18 protein-coding genes are annotated in these 18,814 nt (G+C 73.3%); 6 read left to right on the top strand and 12 right to left on the bottom strand.

Annotation, left to right across the window (positions count from 1 at the left end):
• Nucleotides 1-15: 15 nt before the first annotated feature.
• The 3 genes from ABD346_RS09550 to ABD346_RS09540 form a co-directional block, all read right to left on the bottom strand.
• The gene (locus ABD346_RS09550) at nucleotides 16-2,208 is read right to left on the bottom strand and encodes a serine/threonine-protein kinase (RefSeq protein ID WP_344373765.1); all 2,193 of its coding nucleotides are present in this window, start codon (nucleotides 2,206-2,208) and stop codon (nucleotides 16-18) included.
• An 18-nt stretch (nucleotides 2,209-2,226) separates the two neighbouring features.
• A complete protein-coding gene (locus ABD346_RS09545) occupies nucleotides 2,227-3,117 on the bottom strand; it encodes an oxygenase MpaB family protein (RefSeq protein ID WP_344373764.1) in 891 nt (296 codons plus the stop codon).
• Between the two features lie 90 nt (nucleotides 3,118-3,207).
• Nucleotides 3,208-4,386, bottom strand: a complete 1,179-nt coding sequence (locus tag ABD346_RS09540; RefSeq protein ID WP_344373763.1) for an acyl-CoA dehydrogenase family protein — start codon at nucleotides 4,384-4,386, stop codon at nucleotides 3,208-3,210.
• Nucleotides 4,387-4,641: 255 nt separating this feature from the next.
• Here ABD346_RS09540 and ABD346_RS09535 point away from each other — a divergent pair, with 255 nt between their 5' ends.
• Together ABD346_RS09535 and ABD346_RS09530 are read left to right on the top strand one after the other, a co-directional pair.
• Nucleotides 4,642-5,061, top strand: a complete 420-nt coding sequence (locus ABD346_RS09535; protein WP_344373761.1) for a CBS domain-containing protein — start codon at nucleotides 4,642-4,644, stop codon at nucleotides 5,059-5,061.
• A 112-nt stretch (nucleotides 5,062-5,173) separates the two neighbouring features.
• The gene (locus tag ABD346_RS09530; protein ID WP_344373759.1) at nucleotides 5,174-5,374 is read left to right on the top strand and encodes a hypothetical protein; all 201 of its coding nucleotides are present in this window, start codon (nucleotides 5,174-5,176) and stop codon (nucleotides 5,372-5,374) included.
• 128 nt (nucleotides 5,375-5,502) lie between these two features.
• On the opposite strand, the gene rho is transcribed toward ABD346_RS09530, so the two are convergent.
• From rho to ABD346_RS09510, 4 genes are all read right to left on the bottom strand, one after another.
• Nucleotides 5,503-6,630 (bottom strand): transcription termination factor Rho, encoded by a 1,128-nt coding sequence (gene rho, locus ABD346_RS09525; protein WP_344373758.1) that lies wholly within the window; start codon nucleotides 6,628-6,630, stop codon nucleotides 5,503-5,505.
• Between the two features lie 601 nt (nucleotides 6,631-7,231).
• Nucleotides 7,232-8,608 (bottom strand): DUF2252 domain-containing protein, encoded by a 1,377-nt coding sequence (locus ABD346_RS09520; protein WP_344373756.1) that lies wholly within the window; start codon nucleotides 8,606-8,608, stop codon nucleotides 7,232-7,234.
• A gap of 258 nt (nucleotides 8,609-8,866) precedes the next feature.
• Entirely contained in the window at nucleotides 8,867-9,712 is an 846-nt protein-coding gene (locus ABD346_RS09515) for a carboxymuconolactone decarboxylase family protein (RefSeq protein ID WP_344373754.1), read from the bottom strand.
• Between the two features lie 29 nt (nucleotides 9,713-9,741).
• Nucleotides 9,742-10,488, bottom strand: a complete 747-nt coding sequence (locus ABD346_RS09510) for an AraC family transcriptional regulator (RefSeq protein ID WP_344373752.1) — start codon at nucleotides 10,486-10,488, stop codon at nucleotides 9,742-9,744.
• An 84-nt stretch (nucleotides 10,489-10,572) separates the two neighbouring features.
• Between ABD346_RS09510 and ABD346_RS09505 the strand changes: the two genes are divergently transcribed.
• On the top strand, nucleotides 10,573-11,763 hold the full coding sequence (locus tag ABD346_RS09505) for an MFS transporter (protein ID WP_344374449.1): 1,191 nt from the start codon (nucleotides 10,573-10,575) through the stop codon (nucleotides 11,761-11,763).
• Nucleotides 11,764-11,769: 6 nt separating this feature from the next.
• Here the strand turns inward: ABD346_RS09505 and ABD346_RS09500 are convergent, their stop codons facing one another.
• The 3 genes from ABD346_RS09500 to ABD346_RS09490 all read right to left on the bottom strand — a co-directional run bounded on the left by ABD346_RS09500 (nucleotide 11,770) and on the right by ABD346_RS09490 (nucleotide 15,054).
• Nucleotides 11,770-13,314 (bottom strand): bifunctional phosphatase PAP2/diacylglycerol kinase family protein, encoded by a 1,545-nt coding sequence (locus ABD346_RS09500; protein WP_381228911.1) that lies wholly within the window; start codon nucleotides 13,312-13,314, stop codon nucleotides 11,770-11,772.
• A 51-nt stretch (nucleotides 13,315-13,365) separates the two neighbouring features.
• Nucleotides 13,366-13,743: a DUF488 domain-containing protein gene (locus tag ABD346_RS09495; RefSeq protein WP_344373748.1), complete on the bottom strand. Its 378-nt coding sequence runs from the start codon at nucleotides 13,741-13,743 to the stop codon at nucleotides 13,366-13,368.
• A gap of 180 nt (nucleotides 13,744-13,923) precedes the next feature.
• Complete coding sequence (locus tag ABD346_RS09490; RefSeq protein WP_381228500.1) at nucleotides 13,924-15,054, bottom strand: ABC-2 transporter permease; 1,131 nt, start codon at nucleotides 15,052-15,054, stop codon at nucleotides 13,924-13,926.
• Between the two features lie 149 nt (nucleotides 15,055-15,203).
• Here ABD346_RS09490 and ABD346_RS09485 point away from each other — a divergent pair, with 149 nt between their 5' ends.
• Nucleotides 15,204-16,286 carry a tellurite resistance/C4-dicarboxylate transporter family protein gene (locus ABD346_RS09485; RefSeq protein ID WP_344373746.1) on the top strand — a complete coding sequence of 361 codons (1,083 nt, stop codon included), beginning with the start codon at nucleotides 15,204-15,206 and terminating at the stop codon, nucleotides 16,284-16,286.
• Here ABD346_RS09485 and ABD346_RS09480 read toward each other — a convergent pair.
• Nucleotides 16,204-17,160: a TIGR01777 family oxidoreductase gene (locus tag ABD346_RS09480; protein WP_344373744.1), complete on the bottom strand. Its 957-nt coding sequence runs from the start codon at nucleotides 17,158-17,160 to the stop codon at nucleotides 16,204-16,206. The two genes, ABD346_RS09485 and ABD346_RS09480, sit on opposite strands and share 83 nt — an antisense overlap.
• Nucleotides 17,161-17,343: 183 nt before the next feature.
• Between ABD346_RS09480 and ABD346_RS09475 the strand changes: the two genes are divergently transcribed.
• Both ABD346_RS09475 and ABD346_RS09470 read left to right on the top strand, forming a co-directional pair.
• Nucleotides 17,344-17,856: a DUF5709 domain-containing protein gene (locus tag ABD346_RS09475; protein ID WP_344373743.1), complete on the top strand. Its 513-nt coding sequence runs from the start codon at nucleotides 17,344-17,346 to the stop codon at nucleotides 17,854-17,856.
• A gap of 30 nt (nucleotides 17,857-17,886) precedes the next feature.
• On the top strand, nucleotides 17,887-18,135 hold the full coding sequence (locus tag ABD346_RS09470; RefSeq protein ID WP_189960390.1) for a type B 50S ribosomal protein L31: 249 nt from the start codon (nucleotides 17,887-17,889) through the stop codon (nucleotides 18,133-18,135).
• 18 nt (nucleotides 18,136-18,153) lie between these two features.
• On the opposite strand, the gene ABD346_RS09465 is transcribed toward ABD346_RS09470, so the two are convergent.
• Nucleotides 18,154-18,696, bottom strand: coding sequence for a SixA phosphatase family protein (locus tag ABD346_RS09465; RefSeq protein WP_344373739.1), 543 nt, complete (start codon nucleotides 18,694-18,696; stop codon nucleotides 18,154-18,156).
• Between the last annotated feature and the right edge of the window lie 118 nt (nucleotides 18,697-18,814).

The raw sequence follows: 18,814 nt of genomic DNA, 5'->3' as shown, positions 1-18,814 counted from the left end.
TCCCGATCCCCCGGCTCAGCGCCCGCCCCCCTGCCGCCGCGCCGCCACCCTGCGGTACAGCTCCACCGCCTCCGCCGCCCGGCCGAGTTGTTCCAGGCACTGGGCCTCGTCGTTGCGGGCGGCCAGCGCGTCGGGGTGGGCGGCCCCCAGGGTGCGCTCGCGGGACTCGGCGATGTGGCGGTAGACGTCGAGCGCCTCGGGCCAGCGGCCCAGCCAGCCCAGGCCCACGGCTGTCTCGCGGCGGCTGATCAGGGTGTCGGGGTGGTCGGCGCCGAGCACCCGCTCGCGCAGTGCGCACACCTCGCGCGCCTCCTGGAGGGCCTCCTCCCAGCGAGCGAGCCGCCCGAGGTTGACGCCGAGGCCGTGCCGGGCGCGCAGCGTCTCGGGGTCCTCGGGCCCGCCGACCCGCAGCCGGTCGTCGACGAGATCGCGGTACAGCTCCAGGGCCTCGGGGCTGCGCCCGAGCCGGCCGAGGCCGATGCCGATCTCGTAGCGGGCCGCGAGGGTGTCCGGATGGTCGGGCCCGAGCGCCGCGGCCCGCCCCCGGGCCACGTCGCGGTAGGTGGCGAGCGCCTCGATCCAGCGCCCCAACAGACCGAGTGCGTACGCCACTTCGTACCGTGTGACCAGCGTGTCGGGGTGTTCCGCGCCGAGCACCCGGGTCCGCGCGGCGGCCACGTCCTGGGCCAGTGTGCAGGAGTCCTCCAGACGGCCGAGCCGGCCGAGGTTGACGGCGAGGTTGTGCCGGCAGCGCAGGGTGTCCGGGGCTTCGGGACCCTGGGTGCGCTCGCGGGCCGCGAGGACCGTGACGTACATCCGGTGTGCCTCGAAGTGGCGGCCGAGGCGGCCGAGGACGTACGCGGTCTCCTGGCGCGCGTCGAGGGTGTCGGGGTGGTCGGGCCCGAGCGAGCGGGCTCTGCCGTCGGCGACCCCGCCGAACTCGCGCAGCGCCTCGGCGGCGCGGCCCGTCCGGCCGAGCGCGAAGCCCACCTCGTAGCGGCTGGAGAGCGTGTCGGGGTGGTCGGGCCCGAGGACTCGGGCGCGCTCGCCGGCGACCGCCCGGTGTGCCTCGCCCGCCTCGGCCCAGCGGCCGTGGCTGCCGAGTTCGAGCGCCGCGTCGTGGCGGCCGTTCAGGTCGGCGAGGACGTCCGGCGGCGGGGTCGGCCGGTCCGGCTCCTGCGGGGCCAGGGCGCGCGCGGCAGTCCATTCGCCGGTGAGGCCCGCGGTGGGATCGGGCGGGGTGACCGGGGTGAACGTGCGGGTCGCCTTGTGGCCGGTGGTCATCCCCTTCGTCCAGGACGGCAGCCGGGGCGCGTTCCGCGGGGGCAGCGGTACGGGGTCGGCCAGGGGCCGCGGTGCGCCTCGGCCCTCGGCCAGGACGCGCACCAGCTCCCTTGCGTCGTCCGGCCGTTGGTCGGGTTCCTTGGCCAGCAGGGCGAGCACGGCCCGTTCGAGGAACTCGGGAAGTTCGGCGCGGTGCTCGCGGGGCGGCCGGGGCGGGGTGTCGCGGTGGCCGACGAGCACCGCCCAGGCGTCGTCCAGGTCGAACGGCGGCGCTCCGGTGCACAGCTCGTACAGCACGCAGCCCAGCGAGTAGAGGTCGCTGCGGTGGTCGACCTCGGTGCCGCCGATCTGCTCCGGCGACATGTAGTGCGGGGTGCCCATGGCGATGCCGGTGCCGGTGAGCCGGCTGGTGAAGCCGATGTCGGCGCCGAGCCGGGCGATGCCGAAGTCGCAGATCTTCACGGTGCCGTCGTCGAGCCGCATGATGTTGGCGGGCTTCAGGTCCCGGTGGACGATGCCCTGTTGATGCGTGTAGGCGAGGGCCGCCGCGACCTGTTCGGCGATGTCCACGACGTCCGGCACCGGCAGCGGGTGCTGCTTGTTGTCGTCCAGGAGCTGGCTGAGGTTGCGGCCTTCGAGCAGCTCCATGACCAGGTAGAGCCCGCCCTCGTACTCCCCGAAGTCGTGGACGACGGTCACGCCCCGGTGCTGGAGCGCGGCGGCGACCCGGCCCTCGCGCCGGAAGCGCTCCCTCAGCACCCGGGTGAACGACTCCTCGTGGCCCGGCGCCGGCGGCTTCAGCAGTTTCACCGCGACGCGCCGCTCCAGCGATTCGTCGCGGGCGCGCCACACCTCGCCCATGCCGCCGCGCCCGATCAGGTCGAGCAGCCGGTAGCGGCCGTGGATCAGCCTGGTGTCCGCCATCTGATGCCGCCGCCCCCGTCACTGACCATGCGCCCTCCCCGGCCCGTCCAGTATGGCGGCCTGTCTGCGGAGTGTGTACGGGGCCGGTCGGGACCCGGGTCCGAGCCGGGCCACCGCCTTCAGGACGTGCCGGGGCGGAAGCTGCCAGCGCACGGTCGCGGGGATGCCGCGCAACACCGTTCCGGTGAAGGTCAGCCGACGGTTCACGGTGCGCTCGGCGGGGGCGGGGCGGCCGTAGAGCTCATGGGCGTACGGGGGCAGGGAGGCGTAGGCGAGGTGGGCCACGCGCCGCCAGACGAGTTCGCGCGCCGGGATCAGGAGGGGGTGGACGGGCGGCCGCCGCAGGAAGTCGTCGACGTCCCGCGCGTCGGCGGTGGCCGCCAGTCCGGGCCGTACGGAGTCGAAGTAGGCCGCGAGCTCGGCGACGGTGCCGGGCACGCCGGCCGGGTCGAGCCCCACCAGGCGGGCGTCCACCCGGTGTTCGCCGACGTACCGGTCGGCCTGGGCGTCGCTCAGCCGGAACCCCGAGCGTCGGCCGACGCTGAGATAGCTGTCGATCTCGGCACAGTGCACCCACAGAAGCAGCTCGGGGTCGTCGATCCCGAACCGCTCCCCCGTCACGGGGTCGTCCGCCTTGAGCAGCGCGTGAATGCGCCGGACCCGGGCGCCGGCCTGCTCGGCCGCGTCCTTCGTCCCGTAGGAGAGCGTCCCGACGAAGTTGGCGGTACGCATCAGCCGCCCCCAGGCGTCCTTCCGGAAGTCGGAGTTCTGCATGACCCCGCGCACGGCGCGCGGGTGCAGCGCCTGGAGGTAGAGCGCCCGGACCCCCGCGATCCACATCATGGGGTCGCTGTGCAGCTGCCAGGTGACCGATTCGGGGCCGAAGTAGCCCGGGTCGGCGTCCGCCATCCGCCACCTCCGGTGGGAGTGCGCCCAGGGCCGGGCACGGCCACGACAGCAAAAGGTTAGTCGGTACTCCGCCCCGGGGATACGGGCCCGCTACCGCCTCACCCGGGGCATCCCCAGCCCGATCCAGGCGATGATCTCCCGCTGGATCTCGTTGTTCCCGCCCCCGAAGGTGAAGATCACCGCGGAGCGGTAGCCGCGTTCCAGTTCGCCGTGGAGGACGGTTCCCGCCGAGCCCTCCTTCATGGGGGCGGCCGCGGCCACGATCTCCATCAAGGAGGCGTACGCGTCCCGGCGGGCCTCCGAGCCGTACACCTTCACGGCGGAGGCGTCCTGGGGGGTGAGGGTGCCTTCCTGGACGGCGTTGACCATCTGCCAGTTCAGCAGCTTCATCGCGTCCAGGCGGGCGTGGGTGCGGGCCAGGTTCTTGCGGACCCAGCCGAGGTCGATGACGCGGCGGCCGTCGGCGAGTTTCGTGTCGGCCGCCCAGCGCTGGACGTCGTGCAGGGCACGGATCGCCATCGTGCCGTGGGCGGCCAGGGTGACCCGCTCGTGGTTCAGCTGGTTGGTGATCAGGCGCCAGCCCTTGTTCTCCTCGCCGACCCGGCGCGACACGGGCACCCGGATGTTCTCGTAATAGCTGGCCGTGGTGTCGTGCGAGGCGAGCGTGTTGATCAGGGTGCAGCTGTAGCCGGGGTCGGAGGTCGGGACCAGGAGCATGGTGATGCCCTTGTGCGCGGGGGCTTCCGGGTCGGTGCGGACGGCGAGCCACACCCAGTCGGCCGTGTCCCCGTTGGTCGTCCAGATCTTCTGGCCGTTCACCACATACGTGTCGCCCTCGCGCACCGCCCGCGTCTTCAGGGCCGCCAGGTCCGTCCCCGCGTCCGGCTCGCTGTAGCCGATCGCGAAGTCGATCTCGCCGGAGAGGATCTTCGGCAGGAAGTACGCCTTCTGCTCGTCCGTGCCGAACTGCATGATCGTCGGGCCCACGGTGTTCAGTGCCATCAGCGGCAGCGGCACCCCGGCCTGGGCGGCCTCGTCGAAGAAGATGAACTGCTCCATCGGGCTCAGCCCGCGCCCGCCGTACTCCTTGGGCCAGCCCACCCCCAGCCAGCCGTCCCCGCCGAGCCGCCGCACGGTCTCGCGGTAGAACCGCTTCTGCGCGGCCGGGTCGGCGTACCGGGCGTAGACGTTGTCCGGCACCAGGTCGGCGAAGTAGGTCCGCAGCTCGGTGCGCAACTGCTGCTGCTCAGGCGTGTATTCGAGGTGCACGGCCCCTCCAGGACGGTCGCGGTACGGCGGCGCACACAGTAGAACGTGTTCCAAGAATCTGGAACCCTCTCGTACGCTCCGCCCGCGGGACACCCGCTGTCACGCCACTCGATCGGCGCCGAGCGGTCGCCCGGGGCCGTGCGCCCGGCGAGCATGGCCGAGGTGTGTGCGTCGCATCCGCCGGCCCCGAAGACGTACACCCGCATCGCGCGGCCCTGAGCCGCACACCTTCCGCACCCTCGACCGGAGGCCTTCGTGACCACTGCCCGTGACCTGATGACCCCGGACGTACGCTGCGTCCCCGCGTCCGAGACCCTCGACCGGGCCGCCCAGCTGATGCGTGACCACAAGATCGGCGCGCTGCCGGTCAAGGGCAGCGACGGCGAGCTGGCCGGCATCGTGACCGACCGGGACATCGTCGTGAAGGCGCTGGCCGCGGGGAAGGACGCCTCGAAGGTGACCGCGGGGGAACTCGCCGAGGGCGGGGTCCACACGGTCGACGCGGGCGCGGACGCCACCCTGGCGGTCAAGGCGATGGGCGAGGCCCGGATCCGCCGGATCGTGGTGGTCGAGGACGGCACGCCGGTCGGCATGATCACCGAGGCCGACCTGGCCCGGAAGCTCACCACGGAGGCCTTCTCGTCGTACGCGGGCCGGGTCTACGCGGCGCCCTGAGCCGACGGCGGGGGCTGCCGCGCCGTGGTGCGTACGGGGCCGTGTGGGCCGGATGCGGTCCGGGTAGGCGGGGGCGAGAATGGTGCATTACCGGAGAGACGTAGGAGGCGGCATGAACGACCAGTCCGAGTCCGGCCCGCAGCGCGACCCCGTGACCCCTGATGCCCTGCTGCACACGGGATCCGGGGGCGAGGTCACCGCCGAGGACCTCGTACTCGCGTCCGGGCGGGACATCACCCCGCAGAACCTGGCCTGGGCCGAGCGCAAGCTGGCCGCGGAGGGTCCCGCCGCTCTCGACAAGATGCTTCCCTGAAGCCCGCCCGATGAGCGGCGGCCTCGCGGGGTGCGTCTCCCGGGCGATGGAGCGTGCCCGGGCGGATCCGGCCGCGGTCGTCGCCATACGGTTGGTCACGGAGAACCTGTTGCCCCGTCCGGGACGCATTAGGCCGTGAGCCGGACCTGCCGCAGGAACGCGGCGTTGTCGGGGGTCTGCCGGAGCTTGTCGAGCAGCGCTTCGAGCGCGCCGTGCGCGTCCTGATGGTGCAGCGCCCGGCGCAGTCCGCGTACGGCGCTCAGCTCCCCCGGGTCCAGGAGGAGTTCCTCGCGCCGGGTACCGGAGGGCGTGATGTCGACGGCCGGGAAGAGCCTTTTGTCGGCGAGGGTGCGGGCGAGCCGCAGTTCCATGTTCCCGGTGGACTTGAGCTCCTCGAAGAAGTAGTCGTCGCCCCGTGACCCGGTCTCCACCAGGGCGGTCGCGAGGATCGTGAGGGAGCCGGCCTCCTCGGTGAGCCGCGCGGCGCCGAACAGCCGCTTGGGGCCGTGCAGCGCGGCCGCGTCGACTCCGCCGCTGAGGGTGCGTCCGCCGGGGCCGGCCGCGTTGTTGTGGGCGCGGCACAGCCGGGTCAGCGAGTCGAGCAGCACGACGACGTCGCGGCCCTGCTCGACCAGGCGCTTGGCGCGCTCGATGGCGAGTTCGGCGAGCGCGATGTGTTCCTTCGGCGGGCGGTCGAAGGTGGAGGCGAGCACCTCGCCGTGGACCGAGCGCCGCATGTCGGTGACTTCTTCGGGCCGTTCGTCGACCAGGACCACCATGAGATGGCACTCGGGGTGGTTGTGCGTGATCGCCTGGGCCAACTCCTTGAGCAGGACGGTCTTTCCGGTCTTCGGCGGGGCGACGATCAGGCCGCGCTGCCCCTTGCCGACGGGTGCGACGAGGTCGACGACGCGGCCGGCGAGCCGGTCGGCCCGGGTTTCCAGACGCAGCCGCTCACGCGGGTGCAGCGGCGTGAGGTCGGCGAAGTGCGGCCGATGGCGCAGCGCCTCGACGGGCCGGCCGTTGACCCGTACGACGCGCTCGGGCGCCGGCCCCTCGCATTCGATGAAGTCACCTTTGCGCAGGGATAGTTGGCGGATGAGGGCGGGCGGGACTTTCACGTCGCCCGGGGCGGTCGCGTAGCCGGTGGTCCGGATGCGGCCGTGCCCGCCGGTGAGGTCGAGGACGCCGGCGAGCGGGGCCTCGATGGGGTGGTCGTGGTGGATGGTCGTGGGGTGTTCGAGCGTGCTGAGCACAGGAGGGTCCCTTCGCGCGACGGGGCGCAGGAGAAGTCCGGGCCGTACGACGGCCGGGAGGGGAACAGCGGGCGCCGCGCTGGAGGCGGCACCGGGAGGAAACAAGCACGGACGCCGCGAAGAAGGGGCGTACACACGTGCTGGTGGCAGAGTAGCACTCCGGGCGCCGAGGCGGTTGGGCTGCGCCCGGCGGCCTGGCGGAGGGGGCTGGGGGCAGCGGCTCCGCCGGGGCTGCTGCGAGTTCGAACTCCCTTGTCAGGATGGGTAGTTGGCCGATGGCGGCGGCCGGGTACCGGTGCCGCACGGGCTGCGGTGCACGCCCGACGGCCGCGCGGCTCGGCGGCCTGGCGGCTCGACGGGGTCGGCAGCACAGCGGCTCGGCAGCCCAGCAGGGTCGCGGGCCCGGCAGCACTGCGGCCCGGCAATTCAGCGGCTCAGCGGCTCGGCAGCGCTGCGACTGGATGGGGTCGGCGGCAGGCGGCTCGACGGGCCCGACAGCACGGCGGCCCGGCAACTCGGCAACTAAGCGGCTCGGCAGCGCTGCGGCTGGATGGGGTCGGCGGCACGGCTTCCGGACGGTCGTCCTTGAGTCCGGACGCCCTCAGACGCCGGTCACGGCCTCGATCGTGCCGTCGGCGACGGCCGCCACCAGGGCGGCGTGATCGGCGGCGTTCTGCTCGGCGTAGCGCACCGCGAACGTGGCGACGGCCCGCTCGAAGGCGTCGGAACCGCCGAGGTAGGCGGCGATCGCGATGCGGTCGCCGGACCGCGCGTGGGCCCGCGCCAGGGCCGTCCCGCACAGGCCCGCGTACGCGCCCAGAAGGTGCGGAGGCATCCCGTCGAGGTCGACGGAGCCCTTCATGTCGCGGAGCTGGCGCCAGTAGAAGTGCCGCCCCTGCGGCCCGGTCATCCAGCCGAGGAAGATGTCGCCGGCGGCCTGCATCAGGCGCTGCCCGGCGACCACCCGGTGCCCGTGGTGGGCGTGGGCCGCGCCGGGCAGATGCGGTTCGAGTACCGACCGCTCGGCCTCCTTGATCTGCAGGAACAGTGGATCGGCCGCGTCCCGGCCCGCCAGGAGCACGATGTAGCAGCGGGTGCCGACGCTGCCCACCCCGACGACCTTGCGGGCCGCGTCCACGAACCGGTACCGGTCGAGCAGGATGCGGCGCTCCTCGGCGAGCGACGAACGGTAGTCGCTGAAGATCTTGCGCAGGGCCACCAGATCGGGGACGGCGACCGGGTCGAGCAGCGGCGGGTCCTCGATGATGCGGCGCCGGCCGTCGCGGATCTCGGTGAGTTCGGCGAGCGCCCGCAGGCTGGTGCGGCCGCGCGCCCTGGCCAGGCCCGCCTCGACCGCCTTGTGGCCGCCGGTGCGGCGGACCAGGCGCACGATGTCCCGGGTGTCGATGTGCTCGTACCAGACGTCGAGCTCGCCGCGCGCCGCGAGCCTGCGTATGCCGCGGCGGTACGCCTCCGCCGCGGCCAGCGCGGAGACCCGGACGTCGGCGTCCGGGTGTCCCCTCTCGCGGGCGGCGACGGCGGTGCTGGCGGCGAGGCGCTTGACGTCCCATTCGAAGGGCCCGGGGCAGGTCTCGTCGAAATCGTTGACGTCGAACAGGAGGGCCCGCTCGGGCGAGGCGAACACGCCGAAGTTCAACAGGTGGGCGTCGCCGCAGAGTTGGACGGTCAGGCCGGTGTTCTCCTGCGCGGCGAGGTCGGCGGCCATCACTGCGGGTGACCCGCGCAGGAAGCGGAACGGGCTCTCGGCCATCCGCCCGTACCGGATCGGCACCAGCTCGGGCACCCGCGTGCGGGCCTGCTCCGCCAGGACCGCGAGGGGGTCGGGCCGGTCGGCGCCCGGGATCCACCGGCCGTGCGCGGAGCGGGAGAGCCGTTTGCGGGCGGCTCGTCCGTGCCGCGCCCGCTCCTCGGGGCTCATCGGGGGCCTCGCGGCAGGACTCGGGCTCGGGCTCGTCATGGGGCACACCCTCCGGCATGCGGTCCGGGGCGGGCGGTGGTCGGGAACGTGGCCTACGCCTTCTGCTCGCATCCGAGCCTATCCAGGGCGAGCGACCACGGCACCTGCTGCGTCGGCCAGCGCATGCTCCGCCGGGGTGCGGACCTTCGACCGCGGGCCGTTGCGGGCCGGTCGCGCAGTTCCCCGCGCCCCTCTCAGGGCCCTCACCAGCCCACTTGGAAGCGCGGGGAGCCATGGGGTCTCGCCATCGCGGCATCCTCACCGCGCCCCGCGCTCGTGGAACACCTCCCGCGCCGCCGTGATGCCGTTGATCGCCGCCGGGAAGCCCGCGTACCCCGCCATCTGCGTGATGACCTCGACGACCTCCTCGCGGGTGCCGCCCACGTTGAGGAAGCCGTGAATGTGGACGCGCAGCTGGGGCCCGGCCGTGCCGAGGGCGGTGCACATGGCGATGGTGGCCAGTTCGCGCGACTTCAGGTCGAGCGCGGAGCGGGAGTAGACGTCCCCGAAGGCGAACTCGATGATGTAGCGCGCCAGATCGGGCGCGATGTCCCGCAGCGAGGCGACGACCTGGTCGCCCGCGTGCCCGTCGACCTCGGTCAACTTGGCGAGCCCGCGCTCGTACCGGTCGCCCGGCAGCGGCTCGGTGTCGACGGGGGTGGCCGCGACCTCGGGGCGGGCCTCGAAGACCTCGCGGGCGGCGCCGATGCCGTTGAGCGCGGCGGGGAAGCCCGCGTACACGGCGGTGTGGATCAGGATCTCCACGATCTCGGCCGGGCTGACGCCGACGTTGAGCGCACCGCCGATGTGGAAGCGCAACTGCGGAGCCGCGTTGCCCAGGGCGGCCAGCGCGCCGACGGTGGCGATCTGCCGCTGGCGCAGGGTGAGTCCCGGGCGGGACACGACGTCGCCGTATCCGAAGGCGACGGTCATGTGGCCGAGGGCGGGGGCGATGTCGGCCAGGCTGTCCAGGACGGCCGGGTTCTCCTGGCCGCCGACGGTCCGCAGCACGGCGAGCCCGCGCTCGTACCGCTCCCCGGTGGTCTCGTTGGTGCCGACGGCCTGGGCGTCAACGGCGTTCTTGGCGTTCTCTGCGCTGTTCATGTGCAAGACGCTACGAGTTGGAGCACGCTCTAACGCAAGCGGCTGTGCGTACCCGGTGTGTGGCCGAAGGCGCGGCGGAAGACATCGATGAACGCGCTGGTGGAGGACCAGCCGCAGCGGTGGGCCACGGTGGTCACCGGGGTGTCCTCGGCGAGGAGTTGCAGGGCGCGGTAGAGGCGGAGCTGGGTGCGCCACTGCGGGAACGTCATGCCGAGGTCCGCGCGGAACAGCCGGGTCAGGGTGCGCTCGCTCGCGCCCACTTCGGCGCCGAGTCCGGCGAGCCCGCGCCGGTCGGCGGGGTCGGCTTCGAGCAGCGCGCACACGGCGACCAGGCGAGGGTCGCTGGGCGCGGGCAGGTGGACGGGCTCCTGCGGCGAGGCGCGCAGCTGGTCGAGCAGCACGGCCCGCAGCCGCTTGCCCTCGGGGCTTTCGTCGTCGGGCGAGCGGGTGTGGGCGAGGAGCAGCTCACGCAGGAGCGGCCCGACCATCAGGACCGTGGGGGCGTCCAGGCCGAGCGGGTTCTCGTGGGCGGCGATGCCCATGAGGTGCAGTTCGAGCCTGCCGTGTGCCCTATGGGAGTGCACGGTGCCGGCCGGCACCCAGATCGCGCGCGTGGCGGGGGCCACCCACGTCCCGGCCCCGGTCGTGACGGCCAGGACACCGTGGCTGGCGTAGACGATCTGGTGGTCGTCGTGCCGGTGCGCGTCGATGCTGTCCCCGGGCGCCATCTGCTGGGCGCGGGTGGGGGCGACGGGAGTGTGGCGGATTTTCGGCATTGCTTGGCAATTTATCGGAAGCGGGACAGCGGAGCGAGTGGTGATGATCGGGCCGTGCCGAAGAAACAGCAGCGTCATGAGCGAATGTACGGCGCAGGCCCGCTCCGCAGCCCGGTGTTCCTGCTGGCGGTGGGGCATTCCTGTGTCGATGTGTACCAGGGTGCCGTCGCGGCCCTGGTGCCGTTCTTTGTCGCCGAACGCGCCTATTCGTATGCCGCCGCGTCCGGCATCGTGCTGGCCGCCTCCCTGCTCTCCTCGGTCGTCCAGCCGCTGTTCGGCGCGCTCACCGACCGGTGGGCGCTGCCGTGGCTGCTGCCGGTGAGTACGGCGGTGGCCGGGATCGGCATCGCCCTGAGCGGCACGGGCGGCGCGTACGCCCCGACCTTGGCGACGGTCGCCGTGTCCGGGGTCGGGGTGGCCGCCTATCACCCCGAGTCCGCGCGGGTGGCCCGCCTCGCGAGCGCCGGGAGCCACACCGCGATGGGCTGGTTCTCGCTCGGCGGCAACCTGGGCTTCGCGGCCGCGCCGCTGCTCGTGGCCGGAGTGGTCGGGGTCGGCGGGCTGCGCGCGGCGCCGCTGCTCATGGTGCCGGCCGCGCTGGGCAGCGTGCTGTGCGTGCTCGCGCTGCGCGCGATACGGGGCACCGGCCGGGCCGCGGCCAAGAACGTACGGGCCGTGGGCCGCGACGACCGGGCCTCGTTCGTGAAACTGTGCCTGGCCGTGATCTGCCGCTCCCTGGTCTTCGTGGGCCTGAGCGCCTTCGTCGCCCTGTACGCCCGCCAGCGCGTGAGCGGCGGTCGGCTCGCGGGCTCCGCCGCCCTGTTCGTGCTGTACGCGGGTGGTGCGATCGGCACGGTCCTGGGCGGCCGGCTCGCGGCGCGCTGGGACCGGGTGCGGGTGGTGAACGGGTCGTACGCGGCCGCGGTGCCCGCCATCGCCGGGGTCGTGTTCGTGCCCGGGCCGGCGTTCTACGTGTTCGTCGCACTGACTTCGGCCGCGCTGTATGTGCCGTTCTCCTTGCAGGTGACGCTGGGTCAGGACTATCTGCCGACCCGGATCGGCACGGCGAGCGGGGTCACCCTCGGCCTGACGGTGAGCGTGGGCGGGCTGGCCAGTCCGCTGATCGGGGCCGCGGCGGACGCGACCTCTCTGGAGACCGCGCTCGCCCCGCTGATCGCCTTCCCCGCCCTGGCCTGGCTCCTCACCCGCACCCTGCCGGAGCCGGAGGCTCCACCGCAGGAGGCAGCGAAGTGGCTTGTCCAACAAGGCAGTTGAGCGATGTCACGGCACCGGTTTCGCCCCGGCGGCGATGGCGGCCGTCGCGGTGCGGGCCCGCTGGGCGATCTCGTCCTGGGGTTCGGCGGGGCTGTACACGACGAGCGCCCGGTCCGCCTTGTCGAGGAGCAGGGCGTCCGGCGCGGCCGCGGTCTCGCCGTCGTACGCGAGGGTGTTGACCTCGTCGAGGCCGGTGAGCCGCACCGACCGTACGCGTTCGGCGCGGTAGACGTGCGAGCGGCGCAGGGCGCCCGCGAGCGCGGAGACGGCAAGGCGCGTGCGGGCGAGCGGCGCCTCGGCGTCGACGGTGCGCAGATCGATGAGGCCCTCGTCGAGGCGGGGCCGGTGCGAGGGGGCGAGCCCGTCGGGCTGGTAGTGGCCGTTGCCCGCGAACAGCAGCCACAGCGCCCGCGGGCGGCCGTCGACGCACAGGCGTACGGGCGTGGCGGTGCGCAGCACCCGGACGAGGGCGAGGGCGGCGGCCGGCCACTTGCCGATCCGGTCCTCCATGCCTTCGCGCATACGGACCAGGTCGGGGTAGAGGCCGATGCTGAACGTGTTGACGAAGGCGGCGACGTCCCGGCCCGCGTCGTCGCGCGCCCGGGCCAGGTCGACGCGGATCGCCTCGCCGTGTTCGACGGCGTACACGGTGTCCTCGAAGGCGGCGACACCCGCGTCGAGCGCGAAGTGGTTGAGGGTGCCGCCGGGGAACACCGCGAGGGCGAGGCCTGCGCGGGCGGCGCGTTCGCAGGCCGCGTTCACGGTGCCGTCGCCACCGCACACGCCGAGCACACCGGCGAGTTCGCCCGCCCGGGCGACGGCTTGGTCGAGGAGTTCGCCCAGGTCGTCGCCGGGCCCGCGTTCGACGATCTCGGCCTCGGGCAGCAGCAGGCGCAGGTGTTCCGGCGCGGGCAGGCGGCCCGGAACGCCCTTGCCGGAGCCTCCGTTGACGACCACGACGAGGCCCTGTCCCTGGTGCAGCACGGGCGCCGCGGCGCGGGTGTGCAGAGGGTGTACGGGCTGCGGCCGGGGCGGCCACCAGTAGCAGGTGACGGCGGCCGCGGCCACGCCGAGCGCGCAGCCGGCCAGCACGTCGCCCGGGTAGTGGACGCCGACGTAGACGCGGGAGAACGCCACAGCTGCGGCGACCGGGGCGAGCAGCGCCCCGTACCGGCTGGACTCCAGGGCCACGCCGGTGGCGAAGGCGGCGGCCGAGGCGGAGTGCCCGGAGGGGAACGAGGTGCTGCGCGGCAGCTTCGCCAGGCGCCGCACCAGCGGCACGGTGTCGATGACCGGGCGCGGGCGCCGGGTCGCGTACTTGGCGACGGTGTTGGTGGTGAGCGAGGCAAGCGCCAGGGCGCCGATCCCGCGCCGGGCGGCCCGGCGGGCCGTGGGGCCGCCTGCCACCGAGAGCGCGGCCGCGGCGGCGAACCACAGCCGCCCGTGGTTGGCGGCATGGCTGAGCGTGGGCAGCACCTGCTCGGCGCCGGCCAGCTTCGCGGTGGCCACCCGCTCGAACCAGCGGCGGTCGGTCGCACCCATCCGGGACATCGGTGACATGCCCCCTGCCTAGCCCGGATGGCGCCGGGCCGCCCGCCGGACTCACCCGGACGGGCGGCCCCGCTCCAGCGCCGCCACCAGTGTCGGCACATGGCTGTGGTCGATGTCCTTCACGGCGGTGACGAGGGTGACGGTGTCCTTCTTGGCGAGCCCGAGCAGCCGGTCGAGTGCCCGGGCCGGTTCGGGCTGGGCGAGTTCGGCCTCGTACCGCTCCTGGAACTCGGCGTAGCGCGTGCGGTCCTCGTGGTACCAGCGGCGCAGTTCCGTCGAGGGGGTGAGCTCCTTGGGCCACTCGTCGACGGCCGCGCGTTCCTTGGACAGGCCCCTGGGCCACAACCGGTCCACCAGGACGCGTACGCCGTCGTCGTCCCCGGGCGGGTCGTAGACACGGCGAACCCGCATCGTGCGCTTTCCCGGCATGGACGCCTCCAAAGGTGTCGCCTCCCCCTGCGCTGTCAACAGCCCAACCCTGTCAACAGCCCGCCGATTCCGCGACCGACGCGAAGGGCGGCCCGATCGCGCCGGGCCGCCCTGAGAATCTGTGTCCGATGCCGAGAATCTGCGTCTGATGCCGAGAGTTCGTGTCTGAGATGCGCGGCGTCAGACGCCGACGGCCTCCTCGACTTCTTCCTCCTCTTCCTCCTCGGCCTCTTCGGCGAGGGCCGCTGCCACCGCGACGGACGGCGCCATCCCTGTCGCGACCGGCGCGGCGACCCCGGCCCGGCGGCGTTCGACGAGCCCCGCGACCGCCATCACGGCGAGGCCGAGGACCAGCCAGGCGGCGAGCACCCACACATTGCGGCCGAGGCCGTGGCTGCCGAAGTAGACCAGGTCGCGGATGCCCTCGACGAAGCCGGCGCCGTTCCAGAAGGCGTGCAGGCTGCCGAAGAAGCCGTTCTGCAGCTCGGGCCGGAACAGACCGCCGGAGCTCGTGAAGTTGAGCATCACGAAGAGCACCATCACGGCGAGCGTGGTCCAGCGCTTGAGGAAGGTGTGGAGCCCGGCGCCGAGGAAGAGGATGCCCGCCGAATACAGCCAGGACATCGCCCACACGCCCCACAGGCCGTGGTCGACCAGGTGGAACAGCGGTCCCGCGAAGGCCGCGCCGATCACCGACACCGTGAAGGAGACCCCGGTCACCAGCGCCGCCCGAACCTTCAGCGAGAGCCCGGCGCCGGCCGCTCCGAGCGCCGCGACCGAGGCGTACGAGCCGATGCTCACGGCGATGAGCAGGAAGAAGATGCCCGAGCCCGTCGGGTCGCCGGAGACCGGCGGTACGACGTCGGTGACCTTCAGAGGGACGCCCTGGGCGCTCGCCACCGGGGTGAAGACCTTCGTGACGGCGGTGGCGCTCATGTCTGATCCGGCCGAGGCGACGATGAGCTCGGGCGCCTTCGCGTTCAGGACATAGGCGCCGGAGATGTCCCGGTGCTCGAGCTGGTCGACGGCGGTGGCGCGGTCGGCGACGGTCCGGACGTCGAGCTTGTCGCCCGCCTTGTCCTTCACCGTCTGCGCGAACACCTTGGCCTCGGGGCCCGCCCCGACGACCGCGACCGGCAGGTGGTGCGGCTCGGGGGTGGCGAACGCCCCCAGGTAGGCGAGTCCCATGCCGAGGCACATGAGGAGCGGGGTGATCAGATGCGTGAGGACGTGCCGCAGTGCGGGATTCGACGGCGCGGTGCGCACGTCGCCCGGCGTGGCGACCCGTCCGGCCTTGTGGCCTCCGGACATGTCAGGACCCTTCTGATCGGACTCACGGTCGGACCGGCCGCGAACCCAATGGTTGGCTTTTACAACTTCAATGAGTTGTACTATACAAGTATTTCCTCGGGGAAGCCACCCCGATCGCGACCGGGGCCCGGCCGCGCTGAGATGGAGCCATGAAACGCCAGGTCAACCCGTGGTGGGCCGAGCTGCCTCCGGCGGCCGGCGCGGCCGTCATGGCGACGGCGATCATCTCGATCGGGCTGCATCTGACCGGCCACGAGACGCTCTCCCGGGTGGGGCTCGTCATCGCCGCGCTGCTGTGGCTGCTGCTCGCGTGGGACTTCGTCGCGCGGCTGCTCGGCAACCGGACCCGCTGGGAGGGCGAGGCGGACACACCGCCCGCGCTCACCGCCGTCGCCGCCACGACGGTGCTCGGCACCCGCCTCTCGGCGCTCGGCTGGCAGGGCCCGGCCGCGGCCCTGCTGACGCTCGGCGCGGTGCTCTGGCCGGGGCTCCTGATGGCGGTCGTACGCCACTGGCGGCGTCGGATGCCAGGAGTGGCCTTCCTGGTGTGTGTAGCGACCCAGGGCCTCGCGGTCCTTGCCGCGACGCTGTCGTCGGCGGGCGCGGGCGAATGGCTGGGGTGGGGCGCGGTGGCCGCGCTGGGGCTCGGCCTTTTCCTCTACGCCGAGGCGCTGGTCCGGTTCGACTTCCGGCAGGTACGGGACGGGGCCGGCGACCAGTGGATCGGCGGCGGCGCCCTCGCCATCTCGGCGCTCGCGGCATCGAAGCTGGCCCTACTGCGGGCGGGCGCCGCGCACACGGCCCTGCGGACGACCGCCCTTGTCCTGCTCGGCCTCAATCTCACCGCATGCGCGGTACTGCTGCTCGCCGAGGCGCGTTGGCCCCGCCCCCGCTACGACATCCGCCGCTGGTCCACGGTCTTCCCTCTCGGCATGACTGCAGTCGCCTCGCTGTCCGTCTCGGCCACCACGGGGATCGCCTGGCTGCACACGCTGGGCGTGGCGCTGCTGTGGATCGCTCTGGCGACGTGGCTGCTGGTCCTGGCCGGATTCGCACGGAAGCCGGGCCAAGTGCCGGGCGGGGCGGGCCAAGCGGGCTTATGGAGGTCCGGGCGGCGTTCGAACCCCGTGCAGGAGCAACGCCCCGGGGCTACCCGGCGCCACGGTGCACGGCCCGCACCCGCCGCACCAGATCCGAAGCCGCCCCCTCCCACTCCGCATGCTCAAAGGTGAACCCCGCCTCCAGGAGCCGCCCCGGCACCACCCGCCGGCTCTTCAGCAGCAACTCCGTATCCGAGCGGAGCGCGAACGCGCCGAGCTCCGCCATCCACTTCGTGGCGGGCAGCCCCACCGGGACGCCCCAAGCACCGCGCAGGGCGCGCATGAAGGCCCGCTGCGGGAGCGGGGCGGGGGCGGCCAGGTTCACGGGGCCGGTGAAGTCGTCGCGGGCGACGAGGAACTCGACCGCCCGCACGAAGTCGCGGTCGTGGATCCAGGACACGTACTGCCTGCCGCCCGCGACCGGCCCGCCGAGGCCGAGCCTCGCCATCTTCAGGAGCACGTCGAAGACGCCCTCGCGGTCGGGGCTCATCACCATCGCGGAGCGCAGGGCGACCTTGCGGGTGTGGGGCGTCCGGGCCTCTTCCTGGGCCGCCTCCCACGCCTTGGCGATCTCGACGCTGAACCCCCAGTAGCCGGGGACGTCCGGCTCGGTGCCGCCCACGATCCCGGTCGCCTCGTCGTTGGCCGCGTCGAAGCGGTGGGCGTACACGGTCGCGGTGCTCATCTGGAGCCACACCTTCGGGGGCCGGGCGGCCGCCCCGATCGCCTCGCCCACGACCTCGGCGGAGCGCACCCGCGAGTCCATCATGGCCCGCAGGTTCGCCTCGGTGTAGCGGCAGCTCACGCTGCGGCCCGCCAGGTTGATCACGACGTCGCTGCCGTCGACGGCCTCGGCCCACGCGCCGAGCGTCTCGCCGTCCCAGCCCACCTCGCGCTCGCGGCGCGGCCGCCGGGTCAGGATGACGACGTCGTGGCCCGCTGCGGTCAGCGCCCTGTCCAGGATCGCTCCGACCTGCCCGGTTCCGCCGGGAATCACTATCCTCATTGCGCCCCCTCGATATGAGCGCGACCCTAGCGCACCGAGTTGAACACGTTCAAAGCGGCCGCGCGGTCACCCGGGTGGCTTGCGTGCGGTGGTCGGCAGGGGCCGGGCGGGCCGAGACTGGAAGAGGCTGCCGGATCCGACCGCGCGGCGTGCGAGCCACTGGTCACAACCCAGGAGGTAGCCGTGGTCGACAGTGAGGCGTGGGGGGACGATGTCTATCAGCCCGACGGCTCCGAGGTACAGGACGACGAGGGCCTCCTGAGCGCCGAGGACACGCTCCTCGACGACGGCCCCGCCGACCCCCTCGACGTGGGCTACTCGCCACCGGAGCGGCCCTGGGCGGTGGAGCGCGACGGGGTGACGGCGGCCGAGCGGCTGCACGGCGAGAGCCTGGAGCGGCGCCTGGCCGACGAGGTCCCCGAGGTGTCCGACACCGACGGCGACGGCATGGGCGACACCTGGGACACCGACGGCGAGCCGCGCGACATCGAGGTCGGCGGCGCCCGCGCCGGGCGGCTTGTGGCCCCCGACGAGGGAGCGCACCCCGACGACGAGACCCGCATGCTCGCCACCGACGTCGGCATCGACGGCGCGGCCTCCTCCGCCGAGGAAGCCGCCATGCACATCGTCGACGAGGACGATCTCGACGACCTCGAAGGCTTCGAGGCCCCCGCCCGCATCGAATCGGGCGACTGAAACCCGCCGACCGAGACCCCGGAGTCCCCCGTGCAGCGTGACAAGCAGCCCCCGTACCAGCCCGTCGTCTTCCGCGACAAGGCCGCCGGGTTCGCCTTCCTGACCCGGTCGACCGCGTCGAGCGAGGAGACGATCGACTGGGACGACGGGAACACGTACCCGGTGATCGACGTGGAGATCTCCGCGGAGAGCCATCCCTTCTACACCGGCAAGGCCCGGACGGTGGACACGGAGGGGCGGATCGCCCGATTCGAGCGCCGTTACGAGGGCAAGGAGTGACCCGGCCCGGCCGGTGGGTCAGGGCTTCCTGCCGCGCGGGACGGCCACGTCGGTGAGGACGGCCGCACCCTGCTCCAGGTCCCGCCAGGTGTGGCCGTGCCAGGCGAGGACGGCGACGGCCGACGTGGGGAATTTCGCCCCGAGCCGGTCGAGCGCGTCGCCCCGACCCTCCCCCGCCAGGCTCAGCACCAGATCCTCAAGGCCGGGGTTGTGTCCGATCACGAGCAACTCCCCCACCCCGTCCGGGACTTGACGCACGACGCCGAGCAGCCCGGGCACATCGGCGGCGTACAGGCCCGGCTCGTACCGTACGGGCGGCGGGCTGCCCCACTCGGCGACGGCCAGCTCGCAGGTCTGACGGGCGCGGACCGCGGTCGAGCACAGGACGAGGTCGGGCAGGCAGTCCATGTCGGACAGGAGCCGCCCGGCGGCCGGCGCGTCCCTGCGGCCACGGGCCGCGAGTGGCCGCTCGTGGTCGGCGACGCCGTCGGGCCACGCCGACTTGGCGTGCCGCAGCACGATCAGGCGGCGCAGCGGGGCGAATTCGGGGCGGGTCGTCATCGGGTGCCTCCGTAGCGGTCGTCGTGCGGGTGCGGATCTCTGTTCACCACCGTGCGCCCTCGTGTCGCGCCTTCCCCCACCCGGCCCGGGTGCCGGAAGATCCACAACGTGCGCCGGA

It is taken from the genome of Streptomyces mauvecolor (assembly GCF_039532965.1).
Taxonomy (GTDB): Bacteria; Actinomycetota; Actinomycetes; order Streptomycetales; family Streptomycetaceae; genus Streptomyces; species Streptomyces violascens.
The sequence above is the reverse complement of the archived record's forward strand: the minus strand, read 5'-3'. Positions and strand labels throughout refer to the sequence as shown.

Coding starts and splice junctions, on each gene's coding strand:
- ABD346_RS09480 (WP_344373744.1), bottom strand. CDS start 17,160: ATGAGGATAGTGATTCCCGGCGGAACCGGGCAGGTCGGAGCGATCCTG.
- ABD346_RS09505 (WP_344374449.1), top strand. CDS start 10,573: ATGTACGGCGCAGGCCCGCTCCGCAGCCCGGTGTTCCTGCTGGCGGTG.
- ABD346_RS09520 (WP_344373756.1), bottom strand. CDS start 8,608: ATGACGAGCCCGAGCCCGAGTCCTGCCGCGAGGCCCCCGATGAGCCCC.
- ABD346_RS09510 (WP_344373752.1), bottom strand. CDS start 10,488: ATGCCGAAAATCCGCCACACTCCCGTCGCCCCCACCCGCGCCCAGCAG.
- ABD346_RS09500 (WP_381228911.1), bottom strand. CDS start 13,314: ATGTCCCGGATGGGTGCGACCGACCGCCGCTGGTTCGAGCGGGTGGCC.
- ABD346_RS09550 (WP_344373765.1), bottom strand. CDS start 2,208: ATGGCGGACACCAGGCTGATCCACGGCCGCTACCGGCTGCTCGACCTG.
- ABD346_RS09490 (WP_381228500.1), bottom strand. CDS start 15,054: ATGTCCGGAGGCCACAAGGCCGGACGGGTCGCCACGCCGGGCGACGTG.
- ABD346_RS09495 (WP_344373748.1), bottom strand. CDS start 13,743: ATGCCGGGAAAGCGCACGATGCGGGTTCGCCGTGTCTACGACCCGCCC.
- ABD346_RS09485 (WP_344373746.1), top strand. CDS start 15,204: ATGAAACGCCAGGTCAACCCGTGGTGGGCCGAGCTGCCTCCGGCGGCC.
- ABD346_RS09515 (WP_344373754.1), bottom strand. CDS start 9,712: ATGAACAGCGCAGAGAACGCCAAGAACGCCGTTGACGCCCAGGCCGTC.
- ABD346_RS09530 (WP_344373759.1), top strand. CDS start 5,174: ATGAACGACCAGTCCGAGTCCGGCCCGCAGCGCGACCCCGTGACCCCT.
- ABD346_RS09465 (WP_344373739.1), bottom strand. CDS start 18,696: ATGACGACCCGCCCCGAATTCGCCCCGCTGCGCCGCCTGATCGTGCTG.
- ABD346_RS09545 (WP_344373764.1), bottom strand. CDS start 3,117: ATGGCGGACGCCGACCCGGGCTACTTCGGCCCCGAATCGGTCACCTGG.